The sequence below is a fragment of the Enterobacter cloacae complex sp. GF14B genome, assembly GCF_004136805.1.
GTDB lineage: Bacteria > Pseudomonadota > Gammaproteobacteria > Enterobacterales > Enterobacteriaceae > Enterobacter > Enterobacter hormaechei_C.
The window spans coordinates 14,811-34,793 of the sequence record NZ_QFRV01000016.1 but is presented as its reverse complement, the minus strand read 5'-3'; the positions used below and the strand labels follow the sequence as shown (position 1 = coordinate 34,793).

17 protein-coding genes are annotated in these 19,983 nt (G+C 56.8%); 4 read left to right on the top strand and 13 right to left on the bottom strand.

Annotated features, from left to right (window positions below):
• Positions 1 to 885, bottom strand: a complete 885-nt coding sequence (locus DD606_RS08090) for an ROK family protein (RefSeq protein WP_003860164.1) — start codon at positions 883 to 885, stop codon at positions 1 to 3.
• A gap of 166 nt (positions 886 to 1,051) precedes the next feature.
• Here DD606_RS08090 and aldB point away from each other — a divergent pair, with 166 nt between their 5' ends.
• Positions 1,052 to 2,590, top strand: a complete 1,539-nt coding sequence (aldB, locus tag DD606_RS08085) for an aldehyde dehydrogenase AldB (RefSeq protein ID WP_006808612.1) — start codon at positions 1,052 to 1,054, stop codon at positions 2,588 to 2,590.
• Between the two features lie 137 nt (positions 2,591 to 2,727).
• Here the strand turns inward: aldB and DD606_RS08080 are convergent, their stop codons facing one another.
• The gene (locus tag DD606_RS08080) at positions 2,728 to 4,677 is read right to left on the bottom strand and encodes a glycoside hydrolase family 127 protein (RefSeq protein WP_129258501.1); all 1,950 of its coding nucleotides are present in this window, start codon (positions 4,675 to 4,677) and stop codon (positions 2,728 to 2,730) included.
• A 10-nt stretch (positions 4,678 to 4,687) separates the two neighbouring features.
• The gene (locus DD606_RS08075; protein WP_045331993.1) at positions 4,688 to 6,088 is read right to left on the bottom strand and encodes an MFS transporter; all 1,401 of its coding nucleotides are present in this window, start codon (positions 6,086 to 6,088) and stop codon (positions 4,688 to 4,690) included.
• 226 nt (positions 6,089 to 6,314) lie between these two features.
• Here DD606_RS08075 and DD606_RS08070 point away from each other — a divergent pair, with 226 nt between their 5' ends.
• Positions 6,315 to 7,133 (top strand): helix-turn-helix domain-containing protein, encoded by an 819-nt coding sequence (locus DD606_RS08070; RefSeq protein WP_022652035.1) that lies wholly within the window; start codon positions 6,315 to 6,317, stop codon positions 7,131 to 7,133.
• Here the strand turns inward: DD606_RS08070 and araD are convergent, their stop codons facing one another.
• From araD to yiaK, 8 genes are all read right to left on the bottom strand, one after another.
• Complete coding sequence (gene araD, locus DD606_RS08065; RefSeq protein ID WP_017382588.1) at positions 7,134 to 7,829, bottom strand: L-ribulose-5-phosphate 4-epimerase; 696 nt, start codon at positions 7,827 to 7,829, stop codon at positions 7,134 to 7,136.
• Positions 7,823 to 8,683: an L-ribulose-5-phosphate 3-epimerase gene (locus tag DD606_RS08060; RefSeq protein WP_022652034.1), complete on the bottom strand. Its 861-nt coding sequence runs from the start codon at positions 8,681 to 8,683 to the stop codon at positions 7,823 to 7,825. The genes araD and DD606_RS08060 overlap by 7 nt, the downstream gene beginning before the upstream one ends.
• 2 nt (positions 8,684 to 8,685) lie before the next feature.
• The gene (gene ulaD, locus DD606_RS08055) at positions 8,686 to 9,339 is read right to left on the bottom strand and encodes a 3-keto-L-gulonate-6-phosphate decarboxylase UlaD (protein WP_022652033.1); all 654 of its coding nucleotides are present in this window, start codon (positions 9,337 to 9,339) and stop codon (positions 8,686 to 8,688) included.
• A complete protein-coding gene (locus DD606_RS08050; RefSeq protein ID WP_045331999.1) occupies positions 9,336 to 10,841 on the bottom strand; it encodes an FGGY-family carbohydrate kinase in 1,506 nt (501 codons plus the stop codon). The genes ulaD and DD606_RS08050 overlap by 4 nt, the downstream gene beginning before the upstream one ends.
• A 92-nt stretch (positions 10,842 to 10,933) precedes the next feature.
• The gene (locus DD606_RS08045; protein WP_022652031.1) at positions 10,934 to 12,253 is read right to left on the bottom strand and encodes an MFS transporter; all 1,320 of its coding nucleotides are present in this window, start codon (positions 12,251 to 12,253) and stop codon (positions 10,934 to 10,936) included.
• Positions 12,254 to 12,298: 45 nt separating this feature from the next.
• Positions 12,299 to 13,225: a DUF4862 family protein gene (locus DD606_RS08040; protein ID WP_022652030.1), complete on the bottom strand. Its 927-nt coding sequence runs from the start codon at positions 13,223 to 13,225 to the stop codon at positions 12,299 to 12,301.
• A gap of 26 nt (positions 13,226 to 13,251) precedes the next feature.
• The gene (locus tag DD606_RS08035; RefSeq protein WP_015572753.1) at positions 13,252 to 13,719 is read right to left on the bottom strand and encodes a YhcH/YjgK/YiaL family protein; all 468 of its coding nucleotides are present in this window, start codon (positions 13,717 to 13,719) and stop codon (positions 13,252 to 13,254) included.
• Positions 13,720 to 13,729: 10 nt separating this feature from the next.
• Positions 13,730 to 14,728: a 3-dehydro-L-gulonate 2-dehydrogenase gene (gene yiaK, locus DD606_RS08030; protein ID WP_045350933.1), complete on the bottom strand. Its 999-nt coding sequence runs from the start codon at positions 14,726 to 14,728 to the stop codon at positions 13,730 to 13,732.
• 224 nt (positions 14,729 to 14,952) lie between these two features.
• On the opposite strand from yiaK, the gene yiaJ reads away from it, so the two are divergent.
• Entirely contained in the window at positions 14,953 to 15,771 is an 819-nt protein-coding gene (gene yiaJ / locus DD606_RS08025) for an IclR family transcriptional regulator YiaJ (RefSeq protein ID WP_015572751.1), read from the top strand.
• Between the two features lie 3 nt (positions 15,772 to 15,774).
• Positions 15,775 to 16,230, top strand: a complete 456-nt coding sequence (locus tag DD606_RS08020) for a 4Fe-4S dicluster domain-containing protein (protein ID WP_023315013.1) — start codon at positions 15,775 to 15,777, stop codon at positions 16,228 to 16,230.
• A 7-nt stretch (positions 16,231 to 16,237) separates the two neighbouring features.
• Here DD606_RS08020 and avtA read toward each other — a convergent pair whose 3' ends face one another.
• Entirely contained in the window at positions 16,238 to 17,491 is a 1,254-nt protein-coding gene (gene avtA / locus DD606_RS08015; RefSeq protein ID WP_015572749.1) for a valine--pyruvate transaminase, read from the bottom strand.
• 191 nt (positions 17,492 to 17,682) lie between these two features.
• Positions 17,683 to 19,713, bottom strand: a complete 2,031-nt coding sequence (locus DD606_RS08010) for an alpha-amylase (protein ID WP_022652026.1) — start codon at positions 19,711 to 19,713, stop codon at positions 17,683 to 17,685.
• Positions 19,714 to 19,983 lie beyond the last annotated feature (270 nt).

Sequence of the window (19,983 nt, the reverse complement as noted above, 5' to 3'; positions counted from 1 at the left end):
TTAAGCGCTGCGCGCCTGCTTCTGCTTAGCCAGCCAGACCGCGCCCAGCCTTCCCGCCTGGTTACCCAGCTCGCAGGGAAGGATGGGCACCCGGAGCGCCTCCCACTCCTCGAATCGCTGTAGGTATTTATCCAGCAGGAGATAGATTTTCTCCTGCTCGCTAATGCCGCCGCCAATCAGCACCGCCTGCGGATCAAACATGGAGATCACGCTGTAGATGCCGCGCGAGAGGAAATGCGCCCACTCTTCTATGGCCTCACGCAGATGCACGTCGCTGTCCATGCGTTTAAACAGCTCCTCACCGTCAGGCATCTCATCTTCCGACACGGCCAGCGCGCGGCGGCAGGCTTTCATCAGGCCGCTGGCTGACGCCACTTCGTGCATCGGCTCGCCGTTGTTGCCAACGGGCAGCACGCCAAACTCACCCGCCCGGTAGTGCGACCCACGGTAGAGATCGCCCTCCATGACGATACCGCCGCCGATGCCGGTGCCGATGGTGATGCAGACAAAATGCTCATAGTCCTTGCCGGCGCCCTGCCAGCGTTCGCCCAGCGCCGCGCAGTTGGCGTCATTTTCGGTTGTTACGGGGAGATCGGTCAGCTGTGCGAAAAGCTCGCACAGGTTTTCACCGTCAAGGTAATCCAGCGCCCCGGCCTTGGCCGCTTCGCCGGTATGGTGATTGATGTGGCCCGGAAAACTCACGCCGATGCCGACGATCTCATGCTCCTGGCGGTACTTATCCACCACCGCTTTCCACTTCTGTTTGAAGGTGCTTTCATCGTCAGGCGTATCATATTCATCGGATGTCAGTTCTTCGCCGTTTTCGTTAATCACGCCGTGTTTGATGTGGGTTCCGCCCACGTCAAAGCCGATAAATAGCTGCATTGCATCGTTCCTCATGAGCCCCTGAGCTATTAAGTATGGCTCTGGCGGCAGAAACGAAACGTAAAGTACGGTAATCCGTGATACGGCTCGTAAACCCGTTACCGACTGGCGAGAAAACCACCAGCCGGAACTACCCTTGTTGTACACCTACTGCAAGGAGACGGTCATGACAAACAATCCTCCCTCATCGCGTATCCAGCCAGGCGAGTATGGTTTTCCCCTTAAGCTGAAGCCCCGCTATGACAACTTTATCGGCGGCGACTGGGTGGCGCCCGTCGACGGTGAATACTATTCCAACCTGACGCCCGTTACCGGCCAGCCGCTGTGTGAAATTGCCAGTTCGGGCAAGCGGGATATAGATTTAGCGCTGGATGCGGCGCATAAGGCGAAAGATAAGTGGGGACAAACGTCCGTTCAGGACAGAGCGGCCATTTTGTTCAAAATCGCCGATCGGATGGAGCAGAATCTGGAGCTGCTGGCGACCGCAGAAACGTGGGACAACGGCAAGCCGATCCGGGAAACCATGGCGGCGGACGTGCCGCTGGCGATTGACCATTTCCGCTATTTTGCGTCCTGCATTCGTGCCCAGGAGGGGGGAATAAGTGAAGTTGACAAAGATACCGTGGCGTATCACTTCCACGAGCCGCTCGGCGTGGTGGGGCAAATTATTCCGTGGAACTTCCCGCTGCTGATGGCGAGCTGGAAAATGGCGCCCGCGCTGGCGGCGGGTAACTGCGTTGTGCTGAAACCCGCTCGCTTAACGCCGCTTTCGGTACTGCTGCTGATGGAGGTGATTGGCGACCTGTTGCCGCCGGGGGTCATTAACGTGGTCAACGGGGCCGGGGGAGAGATCGGCGAATATCTGGCTACCTCAAAACGTATCGCCAAAGTGGCGTTCACCGGCTCAACGGAAGTGGGCCAGCAGATCATGCAGTACGCGACCCAGAACATCATTCCGGTCACGCTCGAGCTGGGCGGCAAATCGCCGAACATCTTCTTTGCCGACGTGATGGACGAAGAGGACGCCTTCTTCGACAAAGCGCTGGAAGGGTTTGCGCTGTTCGCGTTTAACCAGGGCGAAGTCTGCACCTGTCCGAGCCGCGCGCTGGTGCAGGAATCCATTTATGAGCGCTTTATGGAGCGGGCGATCCGGCGCGTGGAGTCGATTCGCAGCGGTAATCCGCTGGATAACGTTACCCAGATGGGGGCGCAGGTATCGCATGGCCAGCTGGAAACCATCCTCAACTATATTGATATCGGTAAAAAAGAGGGGGCCGATGTGTTGACCGGCGGTCGTCGTAAGGTGCTGGGCGGCGATTTGCAGGAGGGCTACTACCTTGAGCCGACTATCCTGTTCGGTAAGAACAACATGCGCGTTTTTCAGGAGGAAATTTTTGGACCGGTGCTGGCCGTCACCACGTTTAAAACCATGGACGAGGCGCTGGAGCTCGCCAACGACACGCAGTATGGCCTGGGGGCGGGCGTCTGGAGCCGTAACGGTAATCTGGCCTATAAAATGGGCCGGGGCATTCAGGCCGGACGCGTATGGACAAACTGCTATCACGCCTATCCGGCTCATGCGGCGTTTGGCGGCTACAAGCAGTCGGGCATCGGGCGTGAAACCCATAAGATGATGCTGGAGCACTACCAGCAAACAAAATGTCTGTTGGTCAGCTACTCTGATAAACCGCTGGGGTTGTTTTAATCTCCGGGCTCAGGCCGTCCCGGGTGGCGTGGCCTGAGCCGGGTTAAAGCCGGGTGGCGGCTTCGCCTTACCCGGCCTACTTTTTACTCCCTCTCCCGTGGGAGAGGGCTGGGGTGAGGGCAACAGGCCGCAGTTATTCAGCTTTCATCCACCCATATCCGCATTTCCCCTTCCCCCCGGTTTGCCCAGCTGAACCACGGAATAAAGGTCAGCGTCCGGGGCTGACGTTCTACCGGTGAGTGGTCGTACTGCCACAGGGCATCAGTGTCCTTCGCCTGACACCCGATCCCTTCCGCCTGAATCAGCATCTTGTGCGCGAAAATGCCTTTGCCTTCAAATACCCGAAACGCGCTGTCCTGGGGCAAAGAAAGGTTATGCAGATTTGCGCCGTTATCGGCTTCTTCCAGGCAGTAAATCAGCGGCCCACGCTGCAATGCGACTTTCCCCGCCTGCTGGCGCACCTGCGGGTTGCCGTACACGCGGCGGACCGGCATCGGTAACGTCAGCGTCAGCGTGTCGCCTTCCTGCCAGCTGCGGTTGAGGTATAAGTATCCACGGGAGACCTCGCCTGTAATGGCCTGACCATTGAGCGAAACAGCCGGTTCCGCACACCAGTCCGGCAGCCTCAGGGCCAGCGTGTGAGTCACCGGAACTGGTGAGGTAATCTCGATTTTCACCTGCTCATGCCACGGATAGTTCCCGCTAATCCGCAGCTGGAGGATGTTATCCCCAACCGGAATGGCGACGTCGTTCCCCACGTACAGGTTGATCAACAGCGCGTCCGGGCGAACGGTATAAATGTAGTGCCCCAGCGAGGTCAGCACGCGCGCAATATTCGGCGGGCAACAGGCGCAGCCGAACCAGCGCTGGCGCACCGGTTTGACGTGGTCATAGATATGGTTAAAGGCCAGGGTTTTCGGGTGCACTTCCAGCGGATTCACATAAAAGAAATGCTTACCGTCCAGCGCCATGCCGCCCAGCACCGTGTTGTACAGCGCGCGCTCCATCACGTCGGCGTAGTGGCCGTCCGCCTCCATCTCCAGCATCCGGCGGGCAAACATCATCAGGCCGATGGAGGCGCAGCTTTCGGCGTAGACCGTATCGTTGGGCAGATCGTAATCGCTGCTGAACGCCTCGCCGCTGCTTTGGGAGCCAATCCCGCCGGTGATGTACAGCTGGCGCTGTGCCATGTTGTTCCACAGCCGCAGGCAATCCTGACGTTTCCCCTCGTCGTTGCTCAGGCGCGCCAGATGCGCCATGCCCGCCATCAGATAGACAAAACGCACGGCGTGGCCGATGGCCGTTTGTTGTGCGGCAAGGGGCAGATGCGCCTGGCTGTAGGCTTTGTCCTTGACCATCCACGCCGGGCCATAGGTGTTCCAGTATGACGTTCTGCCGTGCTTCTCGTATTCGATATCGTAGAAGTGAGGCTGCGCGCCGCGTTCCTCAATAAAGTATTTCACCAGATTGAGATAGCGTGGCTCCTGCGTGACGTCGTACAGCCGCATCAGCGCCAGCTCGATTTCCGGGTGGCCCGGATAGCCGTGCAGCTGGTTTTCGCCCGGGCCAAACACGCTGTCGATATGATCCGCCAGCCTGCACACCACGTCCAGCAGGCGGCGCTTTCCGGTTCCCTGGAAATACGCCACACCCGCTTCAATCATATGCCCGGCGCAGTACAGTTCGTGGCATTCGGCCAGATTGGTCCAGCGCTCGGCCGGTGCTTTCACCGTGAAATAGGTATTGAGATAGCCATCTTCACACTGCGCCGCTGCGACCAGCTCGATCACCTCGTCGGCGGTTTTTTCCAGTTCAGCATCCGGCTTCTGGCACAGCGACCACGCCACGGCTTCGAGCCATTTCGCCACGTCGCTGTCCTGAAAGACCATCCCGTAGAACTCCCCCTGTTCCAGACCGGCCGCGATGCGGAAGTTGGCGATGGCGTGGCTGGGTTCGGCCTCTGCCACGCGATCGTTAAGCGCATCCCACTGGTAGGGGATCACCACATCGCGGACCAGCCGTTGGTACTGACCAAGAAACGGGTCGTTGATTTTCAGCTGATGCAGGTCGGCTTCCATTATGGTCATATCGTTCTCCTCAGGACTGTACATGACGCTGGCGCAAATCGGTGGCAATGCGCGACATCACGGGATTGTTAAGCCTGCACCAGCGGATAGCGACCGCCAGCAGCAGGTGGAAAAGGGCAGGGAGCAGCGTCTCCATGGCGGTGATGCCCTGCAATGAGGCGGGCGTCTGGTTACCCGCGCCTGGCTGATAGGCCACGGCAATAAACACCAGGCTGATGATCCCGGCGCTGGATGCCCACGCGAGCTTGATGAAAAACAGATTGAAGGCGAAGTTCATCCCCGAGGAGCGCACGCCGGTTTTCCATTCGCCGTAATCATCGGCAAAGGCCATCAGTGAGAAGTGCAGCGGCAGGGTGAAGCCCAGGATCACGCCGTTACTTAAAATCACGATCAGCCAGAGCGTCTGGTGCGCCGGGCCACCCGGCAGGAACCACATTCCCACCGCAAGCGCAGCAAGTACCAGGTTGGTGTAGTAGTAGAGTTTGACGGTATCAATCCGCCGCGACAGCGGGCTGACGATCACCGCGCCCAGAATGGCAGCAAAGGTCACCATGGTGAAAAACAGCGAGGTGTACGCCGTGCTGCCCTGAAGCACGTAGGTGATGAAATACATGTATCCGCCGCCGCGAATGTTGAAGACGTTGATCAGCAGAAACGACATCACCAGCATCAGCAGCAGCTGATCGTTTTTCCGCAGGCCAGCCAGGTGCTCGCGCAGGGTGAATTTACCCATCAGCGCAAGCGGGACGCGCTCGCGCACCCAGAAGAAGCAGCACAGGAACATCACCACGGCGATGGCGCACAGCACGCCAACGCCCAACTGATAACCCCGGGCGGTATTGCCCTGTCCCAGCTCTGACACCAGCCACGGCAGGCCAACGGAGACCAGAAAGCCCGCCACGCCGCACAGTACGAAGCGCCAGGACTGGCAGGATATAACCTCGTTGTGGCGGGTGGTCATGGTGTTGATCAGCGCGCAATACGGCACGTTGATGGCGGTATAGCCCACTGAAAGCAACAGATAGGTGCCGAACGCCCAGGCGATTTTCACGCCCATGCTGGCGTCCGGGACGGTGAAGGTCAGCACGCCGACGATCCCGATAGGAAGCGCGACCCACAGCTGCCACGGACGAAAACGCCCCCAGCGGCTCTGCGTGCGGTCGGCAATCACGCCCATCACCGGATCGGAAATCGCGTCAAATACCCGAAGGGCAATAAACAGCGTGCCCACCAGCGCGGGCGTCAGGCCAAATACATCGGTATAGAAAAAGGTCAGGAAGTTCATGATCAGGCAGGTAATTACCGTGCCGCCCGCGTCGCCCAGGCCGTAGCCAATTTTCTCGCGGACTGACAGCCGTTCATCGGCTGCCTGTTTTGCAACTTCTGCGTCTGTAATCGGTGTGGAGGTCATGGGGTAACTCCTCGATAAACGATTTTTTTATCGTATTTGTGCAAGGTACCCCATTTATTCTGCATTCAACGGGCAGACCAACAAGGGAAGGGAAAAGTATAAAAAGGTGACAATTCCGACCTGATGATAAAACTGTGAGTTTGATCGAGCCGTTCTGCTGATATTTATTAATAATCAAGGGATAAAGACAATATTAGCCACCATAAAAGCGGAAAAATGAATATCCATGCTTGAATTATCCATAGCACTTCCGATCAGGGTTCAAAATGGCGGGTTATTTATCTCCCGGGGCGTGGGCCGTCATCCCGCACGAAAATTATCTTCGTGGGAGATAATTTTTGTCGAAAAAGGGACATTAACGATCCAGGAGGAAAATACGCTGTTTGAGGTAAACGCTGGCGAGAGTTTATTACTTTGGCCGAAGCGACGGCATGTCGGCGTGGAAGATTTTCCGGACGATCTCAAATTTTACTGGCTGCATTTTGAGGTGGATGAACGCTTGCCGGTGTTGCCAGGCGCGACGCCGCTGTCGATTGAGCAACACTGTAGCGTGCGGGATCCGCAATATGTTATTGCGTTATTCCGTCAGTTTTTAAGCGAGCAGGAAAAATTACAGCGTAGCCAGGCGCTGGAGATAATTTTGCTGTTAATTTTGCAGCAGATATCGCTCTCGCCGGGATATGAAGATAAAGCGGATGATGCGGGCGCAGCAATGGCGTGGAAGGCCAAGCAGCTTATCCGCACGCACTTTCATTTGCCCCTGTCCACTTCACAGCTGGCGAAAGAGCTGCACTGCAACGCCGATTATCTGGGGCGAGTATTTCGCCGGACGTTTCATTTAACCCTGACGGAGGCAATTCACCGCCAGCGCGTCAGGGCCGCTGAAAAACTGCTGCTGAACGATGCGGCCTCATTAACTGAAGTGGCCGCCCGGTGCGGTTTTAATGACGTGGGTTATTTCCGGCAAATATTCTCGAAACATACCGGGTTAACGCCCGCCGTCTGGAAACGGCGGTACTGTAAAGAGCATATTAATTCTGGATGATCACTGGCCGTAATAGGCATTTGCGCCATGCTTGCGCAGGTAATGCTTATCCAGCAATTCCTGCTGCATAACCGGAAGCTGTGGTGCAAGCTGGCGTGAGAAAAGCCCCATATAGGCGCACTCTTCCAGCACCACGGCATTGTGTACCGCATCGGCAGCGTCTTTGCCCCAGGCAAACGGGCCGTGAGAATGAACCAGCACCGCCGGGACCTGCATCGGGCTTATGTCGCGCTCCTCGAAGGTTTTGATAATGACTTCCCCCGTCTGGTATTCATATTCACCCGCGATTTCAGCCGGGGTCATCAGCCGCGTGCAGGGGATCGCACCGTAGAAATAGTCCGCGTGCGTTGTGCCCCACGCGGGTAAATCCTGCCCCGCCTGCGACCAGATGGTGGCGTGGCGGGAATGGGTATGCACAATGCCGCCAATTTCCGGGTAACGACGATACAGCGCGAGATGGGTCGGGGTGTCGGAGGAGGGTTTTTTACTCCCCTCGACCACTTTACCCGTGGCGATATTTACCACCACCATATCTTCTGCGGTCATCACGTCGTACTCCACGCCGGATGGTTTGATCACCATCATGCCGCTGTCACGGTCAACAGCGCTGACGTTGCCCCAGGTGAACGTCACCAGCTGGTGGGCGGGCAGGGCGAGATTTGCCGCCAGCACCTCGGCTTTGAGTTGTTCTAACATGTCATGCCTCCTTCCTGCATTCGGGCTTCAATCCAGCGGCGCGCCTGGATGATCTCCAGCACCGGCTCTTTGGCTTTCTCGGTCCACATTTCAATCAGAAATGCGCCGCGATAGTTAAGTTGATTCAGCGTGTTAAACACGCCAACGAAATCGACGCAGCCCTCGCCAAACGGCACGTCGCGGAACTGGCCGGGGCTTTTTTCGGTTACGGGCCGGGTATCTTTCAGGTGGATAGCGGCGATGCGGTCAATGCCCAGCGTCAGCTCGGCGGTGACGTCGTTGCCCCACGCGCTCAGGTTGCCGACGTCCGGGTAAACGCTGAACCACGGCGAGGCGAGCATGTCGTCCCACTTTTTCCACTTGCTGATGGAGTTCATAAACGCGGTGTCCATGATCTCTACCGCCAGCATTACCTGTGCGGCGGCAGCCTGCTCCACGGCCCACGCCAGCCCTTCGGCAAAGCGCTGTTGCGTGCCCTCGTCATGCTCCTCGTAGTACACGTCATAACCCGCAAGCTGGATGGTGCGAATACCCAAATCACGGGCCAGCCGGATGGCTTTGGTCATGATCTCGCGGGCACGTTCGCGCACGATTTCTTCGCGGCTGCCAAACGGGAAGCGACGGTGGGCAGACAAGCACATCGACGGGATCGCCACGCCGGTCTCCAGCATCGCTTCCACCAGAGAGGCGCGCTGCGTGGTACTCCATTCAAGGCGCGATAAACGCTCGTCGGTCTCATCCACCGACATCTCCACAAAATCGAAGCCGCAGCTTTTTGCCAGAACCAGGCGCTCCGGCCAGGAGAGATCTTTTGGCAGCGCTTTTTCGTAAATGCCTAACGGATGCTGACGCATGGTTACTCTCCCCAGATGTCGCGGATTTGCGAATGGAATGCCTGTGCCACCTGCGGCGGATTATCGGCGCCTGCCAGCGCGCGCCCGGCAATGAAGGCTTTGACGTTGATCTGCTTAAACAGCGGCAGGTCAGCGGGGGTGATACCGCCAGTGATGGAAAGCTGTAGCCCGATATCGGACAGCGCCTTCATTTTGCTGAGATCCGCCTCGCCCCACTGCTGGCCGCTGGCCTGTGCGTCGCGCCCGCGGTGGTATATCGCCTGCTTCACCCCGATGCGGTGCCACGCGCGCGCGTCGTCCAGCGTCCAGTTGCCAAACAGCTCCATCTGGATCTCGCCGCCGCCGCGCAGTGCGACCTCGTGGCCACGTTCAACGGTGGCCAGCGGGGCGGCACAGATGATGGTCATCCAGTTTGCGCCTGCGCCAAACGCCTGTTCAGCCAGCGTTTCTCCGGCATCGGCGACTTTCCAGTCCGCCACGATAATTTTATCCGGACACTGCGCACGCAGGGCGCGAACGGCGTTTAGCCCTTCGGTCAGGCACAGAATGGTGCCAGCTTCGACGATGTCGACGTGCTCGGAAAGCGTCGCGACATCGCGCTGCGCGGCCTGAAGCGAGGTGTGGTCGAGCGCCAGCTGCAATAATGGTCGGCTCATAGGTCGTACTCCTTAACGCGGGCGTGATAGCCCTGTAATGCTGAAATCAGTAGCTGGTAACGGTGATATTTGCGCTGGTAGGCGGCATGGGCACGCATGTCAGGTTCAATCATCCGGATGTCATGCCTGAGGGCGCGCTGAGCGGCGTAAAAATCAGGATAGAGACCTGTACCGACGAGCGCGGCCAGCGCCGCACCGGAACAGCCGGTCTCTTCCACCTGCGGGAGTTCAATCGCCAGGCCGCTGACGTCCGCGAGCATCTGCATCCACACGTCCGAATGGGTTGGGCCGCCCGTCACGCGCAGGGCCTGCACGTGGGGAAAGCGTTCGAGCATACGGTTGAGGTGGGTCATGTGGCTGAATACCACCCCTTCATAAACCGCCTGGAGGAGGTGCGCGCGGGTATGCAGCGCCTGCAAACCATAGAAACCGCTGGTCATCTCCAGCCCGGCGTTGCTGCCGTAGAGGAAAGGCAGGAAGAACACATCGCTTTCAGCTTTTGGCAGGCTGGCCACGGCGTGGTTAATCTCATCAAATGACATATCGCCCCATTGGGCCGTCAGCCATTCCAGGTTGCCGGACGACGTGGGGCTGGCTTCATGAACGATGAACTGCTGCGGATGGACGTAGCGGCCATAGACGTAGGGGAACGGCTCGTTGTCGCGGATGCCGTGGGCAATCCCACTGGTCACGGCCCAGGTCCCCATTACGGCATTCAGCGTATGTTCGTCATGCAGCCCGGCGCAGATCGCGGTGGAAACCACATCAAACAGTCCACCAACGACGGGAGTACCCGCCGTGAGACCGGTCAGTGCGGCTGCCTGAGCGGTGATTTCCCCGCAAATTTCTGCTGAACCGATAATGGACGGCAGGGCACCGTCAATGTCGCTGATGCCGAGCCAGCGCGTGAGCTGCGGATCGTACTGCCCGGTATTCATGTTGTAGAGATTGGATTCCGAGATGTTGCTCTCTTCGCAGCCTTTGACCCCGGTCAGACACCAGCGCAGGTAATCGTGCGCCATCATCACGCTGCCAATTTGCTGATACCGCTGCGGCTCGTTCTCTTTAACCCAGCGCAGGAGCGAGGCCGGATGCCCCGTCCACAGCGTCTGGCGAGTATGCGGATAGAGCTTTTCGGGTATACCGTCCTGCTGCCAGCGTTGCACGATCTCCAGCGCACGGCGATCGGAGGAGAGTATGGCGTTACCCAGGGGGCGATCCTGTTTATCGAGCAAAAACAGCCCCTTCCCCTGGGCTGAAATGCCAACGCCTTTGATCTGACCGCCGTCAGCGCCTGAATTTTTGAGCAGCAGGGCGACCGTTATGTGGCAGTGCTGCCAGAGCTGGTGCATATCCCGCTCGGCGTAGCCGGCGCGTGGGCTGAGCGTGGCCACTGAGCGGCGTTCAATACAGACTTCTTTGCCCTGACTGTTGTATAAACCGGCTTTCAGATAAGTACCGCCACAATCGATACCCAGCCAGAAGGGCTCTTTTTCACTCATCTTCTTCTCGCTTAATTGCCGGGTGCTTCGCTTACCCGGCCTACGGTTCGGTTTTCTCCCTCTCCCCGTGGGAGAGGGCTAGGGTGAGGGCATCAGGCCGCACGTTTATGTGGAGTCACCGTGGGATTAGGCTCTGCTCCGGCATCGCATTTCGCCGGTAACAGCAGGGCCAGCAGCGATGCCAGCGCCAGCGAAACCGCCAGGCAGTAAACGCCTGCGTCTTTGCTGTACAGGGTGATCAGTACGCCTACCGCATAAGGACCGCAGAACCCGCCGAGGTTGCCCAGGGCATTGATCACGCCGCGAGCGCCACCCGCCATCTCAGCGCTGAACAGACGCGCCGGGATAGTCCAGAACACGCCCGCTGCGGATTGCAGGAAGAAGCCACAGCCCACCAGCGCGGCATAGGCCAGCCAGGTGTGCTCTTTCAGCGCCACGGAGAGGAACATGCAGAGCGCAAAGCCAATCAATGGCAGGGAGACAAACAGCTTGCGCTTGCCGGTGCGGTCAGAGAGTGAAGAGAACAGGAACATGCCGGCAATGGCGCCGATGTAAGGCAGAATGGCGAGCATTCCCACCTGGCCGATGCTGGTGTGCGTCAGTTCTTTCAGAATGGTGGGCAGCCAGAGGGTGTAACCGTAAATGCCGGTCTGGTAGAAGAAGTTGAGGGCGATCAGCTGCCACATGGTTTTGTCAGACAGCACCGCGCTGAGCGAGGCGTTTTTCACCTCTTTACCCGCAATGGCCTGCTGCTCTGCCGCCAGCGTTTGTACCAGGTAGTTTTTCTCGGCCTCAGAGATCCAGCGCGCTTCCTGAGGCCGGTCGTAGACGGTGAACGCCCACAGCACCAGCACAACAACGGACATCAGACCTTCAATAATGAACAGCCAGCGCCAGTCGAGAGCGGTAATAATCCAGCCCGACAGCGGGGCGGTGATGATCCCGGCGATGGGCACGAACATGATCACAATCGCGTTGGCGCGGCCGCGCTCGGCATCCGGGAACCAGTTACTGATCATCGTGAGCACAACGGGCAGCATCCCGCCTTCCGCCACACCGAGTAAGAAGCGCAGCACCAGCAGCTGATACTGGTTGGTCACAAGCCCGGTCAGAACCGAGATCACCGCCCAGGCAACCAGCGACCAGCCGATAAACTTCTTACCGCTGCCGTGCACGGCAATTTTTCCGCCGGGAACTTGCAGGAACAAATAGCCGATAAAAAAGATCCCCCCCGCCAGGCCCGCCATCGTGGCGGAAATGCCCAGCTCTTCATCCATACCGCCGGGCATCGCAAAAGCTATATTTACGCGGTCCATATAGGAAATAATGCAGGCGATAAGAATAGGGGGAATGATCCTTAGCCAGCGTTGACGCGGAATGTCCGCGTGTAGAGCATTAGAAGAAATATTCATAGTTAATATCTCAGTGAAGGTAACCGGAAAATGTATTCTTTATTTTTATTGTGATGCTTTATTCATAGCGCTAATGCCGTCGCGCAAAATAGCGATGCGATGGCTGACGTCAGCATTAGCATTTATTTCCAGTAATTTAATACCGGAGAATTTCAATGTTGCGGCGCTCGCCGCAGTAAACAGCGCTTTTACATGTTCAATGGACATGAGACTGTCGGCGCAGAACGAAGAAAACGGCGCGTGCAGATCCTGCCATTCTCCATACTCACCGTGAGGGGTCGTGCCCGAAAACATCAGCGCCCCCAGTTTCCCGGCAGCGAGTGCCGCCTGAACATGTTCCAGCGGAAGGGCGGTGTTGCGACCTTCAATAGCCGAACGTGCCCAGTTGATACAGACGCTGATATCGGTCTCTTTCACTACCTCCAGCACCTGCTCTAAGGGCAAGAACCCTTTACGCGGCGCCGGGCCATTCATCGCATCACAGTGTTCCAGCACCAGATCGCAGCCCCAGTCCCAGCTCGCGATTTCCCGTACCGAGCGGGAGAATGCTTCTGTCGCTTGCTCGACAGATTCATTACCCGCCTGCGGTGCGGCCTGCATTTCCAGAGCGACCACTTTCCCGGGAAAGCGGGTGTTAACGGCATCAATCTTTTGATGCAGATGGCGGTAATATTCAATGCACGCTTTACGCTGTTCTTCGTCCGCGGACGCCAGGCCAAACGCGCCGTTGCTGCCGCGGCGGCGCATGGTTTCCATAACGGCTGTGACAACGATCTGCCAGTTGCCCGGCGTATGACGAAACAGCCATTCATCACCAAACGGATGGAGATTTTCAAGGCAAGGTTGTTCCAGCCCGCGAATATTTGGCGTGTCGGAAAGTTCCCGCCAGAAGGTGTATTCTTCCTGCTCCCCTTTCTGGTGAAACGAGGGTGCGCAGGGGTACGCACCAATAATAAAACCGGTGTTGGTCATTTCGCATTCCTGTATTTATCAGAAAATTAATCTAATTCGCTGATGGCCACTTTCACCACAATTTTACGAATTGCGGATCCCTTGTTTTTAATACAGGCAGGACGGTGAACATCCTGCGGGAAAAATATGGCGTAACTGCCAGGTATCATTTCGATAAACGACTCGTGTTCACTGTCGTGATAAAAAATAATATCCCGTTGCTCCAGCAATGATTCGCTGATTTTGTTATTCCCGGTATCAATAGCAATACCGATTTTTTCTTCACCCCAGGCCAGAAACTGGATATCCAGATAGCGGCGATGGACTTCAGGGCGGTTCTCGTGCTGCTCCTTTGTGGTGAGGTCGAGAACCTGGGCAAAAATGTTGCGGCCTTCAATTTCGATCACGCCCGGTGCCAGGGTGGTGAAATCCGTGGTACGCAGAAAATTAAGCGCCTTTTCTATCGCCAGTGGCAGGCGACATGGATTTGGCTGTGCAATATGTCCGAATATCATGACCCACTCCTTACAGAGACTGGATTTTCGCCCACACGCTGTCGTCGATGGTGATGCCGTCCCGGCGGTTTTCTTCCAGCAGGCGAGTAAATTCATGTCCAGGCAGACGGACGGCGACATTTTCATCAGCGCGTTCTGCGGTGGTGATGAAGTCCATGATGCGCTGTAGTTTGGCATCGCGGGTTGGACCGTCGATCAGGCGATCCACTTCGACGGCGATAAAGATCTGCGATACGCCGTATTCGTCGCTGTTGTCCTGGGTCACTTCCGCAACGGACGCGCCGTCAGAGAGCAGGGTGGCGATCATGTCGAGCACAATCGACAAGCCGGAACCTTTCCAGTAGCCCATGGGCAGAATGCGACGGTTTTTCTCAATCACGCCCGGCTCTCTGGTCAGATTGCCTTCATCGTCAAAGCCGCCGTCGACCGGTAATTCGCGTCCGGCCAGGCGATTCACCTCCAGCATGCCGTAGGAGAACATCGACATCGACATATCGACCATGGTGATTGGATTCGACGGGATAGCGACGATCAGCGGGTTTGTGCCGATGCAGCATTCTTTTGATCCCCACGCGGGCATCACGGCAATAGAGTTGGTCCAGCAGATGCCGATATAGCCTTTCTCCGCCGCCTGCCAGCCGTAGCTGCCGCCGCGCATCCAGTGGTTCGCGTTACGCAGCGCCACCAGGCCGATCCCGTGATCGGACGCCAGCTCGGTAGCACGGTCCATCATCTTCTTCGCCGTCAGGTTGCCGATGGAACGCTGCGCATCCCACTGTTCGATGGCGCCTAATGTCGTTACGCGTTTCGGCTGGGCGTCAGGGATGATGTCGCCTGCGTCAAGCTGCTGAATAAATCGCGGGAAGCGGTTGACGCCGTGTGAATAAACGCCGGACTCCGTGGTGCGGGCGAACATCTCGGCGCAGGCGTCAGCGGTATCCGCTTTTACACCGCGATCGAGCAGAACCCGATTGAACGCCGCTTTCAACTCTTGGAAGGTCACTTTCATCCCTGTTCTCCTGTTTTTTTAGGGGCAAGTGCGAGTGCTTTTTTATCACTAAATTTCACTATGCGAAATCTGATTTCAAATATAACGATCAAATTTTGTCAGATCAACGACATTCACGTTTTTCAAAATCGATTAAAATCAAATGGTTGTGTTTTTCCTGTTGAGATCGTGAACTAAACCACACTTTGCGCTACCATCAGGGCGCAATAAACAGGAGCTATTTGATGAGCATAAAAGAGAGCGAAATGACGCAAGAAAAAGAGAGGCCAGCAGGTAGCCAGAGCTTGTTTCGCGGCCTGATGCTGATTGAAATCCTCAGTAACTATCCGAACGGGTGTCCGCTTGCGCATTTATCAGAACTGGCGGGGCTGAATAAAAGTACCGTGCACCGGTTATTGCAGGGGTTGCAGTCGTGCGGGTACGTGACGCCAGCGCCGGCGGCAGGGAGCTATCGTCTGACCACCAAATTTATCGCCGTCGGGCAAAAGGCGCTTTCATCTCTCAATATTATTCACGTGGCGGCGCCGCACCTCGAGGCGCTGAACATTGCCACCGGCGAAACGGTCAACTTCTCCAGCCGTGAAGATGATCACGCGATCCTGATTTATAAGCTTGAGCCGACAACCGGTATGCTGCGCACGCGCGCATATATCGGCCAGCATATGCCGCTCTATTGTTCTGCAATGGGCAAAATCTATATGGCGTTTGGTCATCAGGATTACGTGGCGAGCTACTGGGAAAGCCACCAGGAACAGATCCAACCTTTGACCCGCAACACCATCACCGAACTGAGCGCGATGTATGATGAGCTGGCGGAAATTCGCGATCACAGTATGGCGATGGATAAAGAAGAGAACGAGCTGGGTGTGTCATGTATCGCCGTGCCGGTCTTTGATATTCACGGGCGCGTACCCTATGCCATCTCCATTTCGCTGTCGACGTCGCGCATGAAGCAGGTGGGTGAGAAAAACTTGCTAAAACCGCTGCGTGACACGGCGGAAGCTATCTCGAAAGAACTGGGGTTTAACGTGCGCGAGGCGTAACTGATGAACCAATTTATCCTGGCGGATCCTGAAAAATGTATCGGGTGTCGTACCTGTGAGGTAGCGTGCATGATGTCGCATCAAAGCAGCGCCACGCCAGTAGCGTTTACGTCACGGATCCGCGTGGTTAAGGGGGGAACCTTCACTACGGCGGTGGGCTGCCACCAGTGTGAAGATGCGCCCTGCGCGAATGTCTGCCCGACGGGGGCCATTCACCACGCTGCGGGAGCCTGGCTCGTTAAGCAATCGCGCTGTATCGGCTGCAAAAGCTGTATGGTGGCGTGCCCGTTCGGGGCAATGCAGGTTCGGGTCGTGGAAGATCGCGTTCAGGCGCTGAAATGTGATTTGTGCGCGCATCGCGAGAGCGGTCCCGCCTGCGTCGAAGCCTGTCCCACCCACGCGCTGCGCTGCATAGACCCCGCCAGATTACGCGCGGAACGGCTGCGTAATCTGGCCTGAGGTTTTATTAACCGGCCTCGCGCCAGGCGTTCTCAATCTCTTCGGCGAGAATTTTCACACCCGCTTCGATTTTTTCCGGGTCCGGGACGTAGTTCATGCGCATGCACTGGTGCGTGTGCGGCCACGGCTTATCCAGCCCCGGGAAGAAGTAATCCCCTGGCACCATCAGTACGCCACGTTTTTTCAGACGCTGATAAAGCAGCTCTGTCGTAATGGGCAGATCCTTAAACCACAGCCACAGGAAAATTGCCCCTTCCGGTTTATGGATCAGGCAGCGTTCTTCCGGTAAGTAGCGGCGAAGGATGGCTATAGTTTCCTGAACGCGCTGAGAGTAAAACGGCTTAATCACCTCATTCGACAGGCGCAGCAGGTCGTTACGCCTGATCATCTCACACATCATCGCCGGGCCGATGCCGCCAGGCGAAAGGCTGATAATGCCGTTCATGTTGGTAATGGCGGTGATGATTTTCTCGTTAGCAATGATAATGCCGCAACGGCTGCCCGGCAGGCCCAGCTTGGAGAGGCTCATGCAGAGGATGATATTCGGGTTCCATAGCGGACGCGCTTCGCTGAAGATGATCCCCGGGAACGGTACGCCATAGGCGTTATCGATCACCAGCGGGATGCCGTGCTGATTCGCCAGCGCATCCAGCTTCATCAGCTCGTCGTCGGTGATCACGTTGCCCGTCGGGTTGGTGGGACGTGATACGCAGATCATGCCCGTCTCTTCACCGATATGCAGATGTTCAAAATCGACGTGATATTTGAACTGGCCCTCTGGCAGCAACTCGATATTCGGACGTGCGGAAACAAACAGGTCTTCTTCGAGGCCGGCATCGGCATAGCCAATATACTCCGGTGCCAGCGGGAACAGCACTTTTTTCGTGGTGCCGTCGGCGCGGCGTCCGGCGAACAGATTGAATAAGTAGAAAAACGCGCTCTGACTGCCGTTTGTCAGTGCAATATTCTGTGGTTCGATATCCCAACCCAGCGCTTCCCGCAGCATTGCCGCCAGAAGCGTCAGTAGTTCTGTTTTACCCTGAGGGCCGTCGTAATTACATAGCGCATCGGTTGCTTTACCGTTTTCCAGCATCTCTGCCAGCAGCGTCTGGAAGTAGGTGTTCATCTCCGGAATTTGAGCCGGGTTTCCGCCGCCAAGCATGATAGCGCCTGGGGTGCGCAGCCCGTCGTTGAGGTCCTCCATCAGGCGGGTAATGCCTGAATGGCGGGTAAATTTGTCGCCGAAAAGTGAAAACGTCATAGCAGGTGATCTGTCGGGCTTAATATGAAAGGCAGTAACCATAACGCCAGCACCGTGTTGGTGCAAATCGGCGGATGTGGTCGGATTTGTTGTTTTATGTGGCGGGTTTGTATTTGTGTGGTGAATTGTTCTGGTGAATGCCCCTCACCCCAGGCCTCTCCCCTTTGGGGAGAGGGTTAGGGTGAGGGGGTCTATTGATTACCCGCCCACACCACCATCACCTTATCGCCCTTGTGCTCGCGCACAAAGCCGTAGCCTTCTTTCATCGACAGCGTTGTTTGCTTGCCTTCACCCACCGCCGGATGACGGGCGCGGAACTGCCCCAGAAGCTGCCAGTGGGCGACAGTTAACGCCTGTTTACCCGTGACGTCCTGCCAGTTCATATCCGAACGGGTTCCCTGTAGCGGATCGGAGCCCGTCGGGCCGAAAGGACGCTCTGATTCATCGCCGTAATAGATCTGCACGCTTCCCGGTGCCAGCAGCAGTAACTCAGCGGCGCGCTGGCCTCCTTCACGGAACAGACGCGTATCATGGGAGGAGAGATAGCTCAGCACATTAAAACTTTGCAGCTTTTCTGCCATTTGCTGCCAGGTCAAATCCATATCGGCCAGGCAGTCCACCGCTTTTGCCGCCTGCTCCTGATAGTCAAAATTGATCATCGCATCGAAGCCGTGGCGGTAATAATCGCTCTGCATCACGCCGTGGCCCCAGGATTCACCGGTCATCCAGAATGGCGCATCGTCGAGTTTTTTGTCCGGGTTGGCGGCTTTCCACGCGGCCAGCGCCTGGCTGGCCTGGTTTTTCAGTTGCAGCCAGGCTTCAGGCTCAACGTGCTTAGCGGTATCGACCCGGAAACCGTCGATGCCGTAGTCACGTACCCACTGGCTAAGCCAGTGAGTCAGGTAATCTCGCGGCGTGAAATTCGTCATCACTTTCGCGTTGGTGTCGGGCTTGTGTTGATAAAAGTTCGGCAAACCTGACGGGATCTTAGATTCCGTTTTCAGATCAGGCAGGAAGGCCAGCGACATGGTCAGATCGTCAAAGCCCGGGTTGTCGTAATCACCGATATCGGTACGGATCCATTTTTTACCCCACCATTTTTCCCATGCGGCTTTGTCACTGAAGTTGATGTAATCGTTGAAGCTGTGCCAGCTTTGACCCGCGCCTGGCTTCCAGTCAGTCCAGCGCTCGCCGAGGGTTTTTTTCAGCTCATCGCCCTGCAAATAGAGCGCGCCAAACTGATACTCCTGCATATCTGCAAGCGTCGCATAACCCGCGTGGTTCATGACAATGTCAAACAGGACGCGGATACCGCGCCTGTGCGCGTCGTCGACAAGCTGGCGTAAATCATCTTCGTTGCCCATGTTGGCGTCGAGTTTCGTCCAGTCCTGAGTGTAATAGCCGTGATAGGCGTAGTGGGGGAAATCCCCCTTGGTGCCGCCGCCCACCCAGCCGTGGATCTGTTCCAGCGGCGAGCTTATCCAGAGCGCATTCACGCCCAGCTGCTGAAGGTAATCCAGTTTGCTGGTAAGCCCTTTCAGATCGCCGCCGTGGAAAGTACCAATCTCCTGCATACCGTCTTTATGACGGCCATAGCTGTTGTCGTTGGTGGGGTCGCCATTCACGAAGCGATCGGTCAGCACGAAATAGACGGTGGCGTTTTGCCAGCTGAACGGCGCGGGTTTGTCCGTCTCGGCGCGCTCAAGCAGCAGCAGGCCATTGCTGTTGGCGGCTGGCTGAAGAGTCACTTTGCCATTTTGAACGGTCGCGGTCTGTTTACTGTAAAAATCACGCACCACCGTGCCTTCCGGGAAGGTGTTAACGACGTCGATCGTCAGCGGTTTGCCGTCCCACTTCGGGCACTGGCGGGTGACGTTTGCGACAGGCTGTGGCGCCGCACTTTGCACCGTCAACATCAGCGTCGGCGTTCCCGAGCGCGTATCAATACGCATCTGATAAACGCCGTCACGGAATAACCGCCACTGCGGTGGGGTGCCTTCGCACGGTTTGAGCGACAGCATCTCGTTGAGCTTAATGGCACCTGTCGGCTGCCAGCACGCGTTGTCAAGACTCAACGTCAGCGGGCGGGTACCCTTCGCAAGCGTTGCCTGGCTGGTAAAGACGCCGGTACCTTCAGCGCTAAACGCGTTAAATCCCGGCGATGACCAGTCGGCATGCGCGAATGCGGGTAACATCAGAACAGCTAATGCAGTGCGTTTCATTCCATTTTCCTGTCGCGGCATTTTTGACCAGTGTGCCATTCGGCTCAGGGGAAAAACTCCTCCTCTACGGCTTTCTGCAAGGAGGACGCGAAGGGATGAGTGATCCCGCGCAAAATTAGGCAGTTATCTGCGATATCGCGCACATTTTTCCAGCGTTGATGCTTTAATGAGCATGTTCCGGATGACTTAGTTTCGGAATTGGACTATTTATAGACGTGCTCTTGAAGACTATTTTTGGTACGATTTGAGATTCCGCTCTCAAATTTTTGA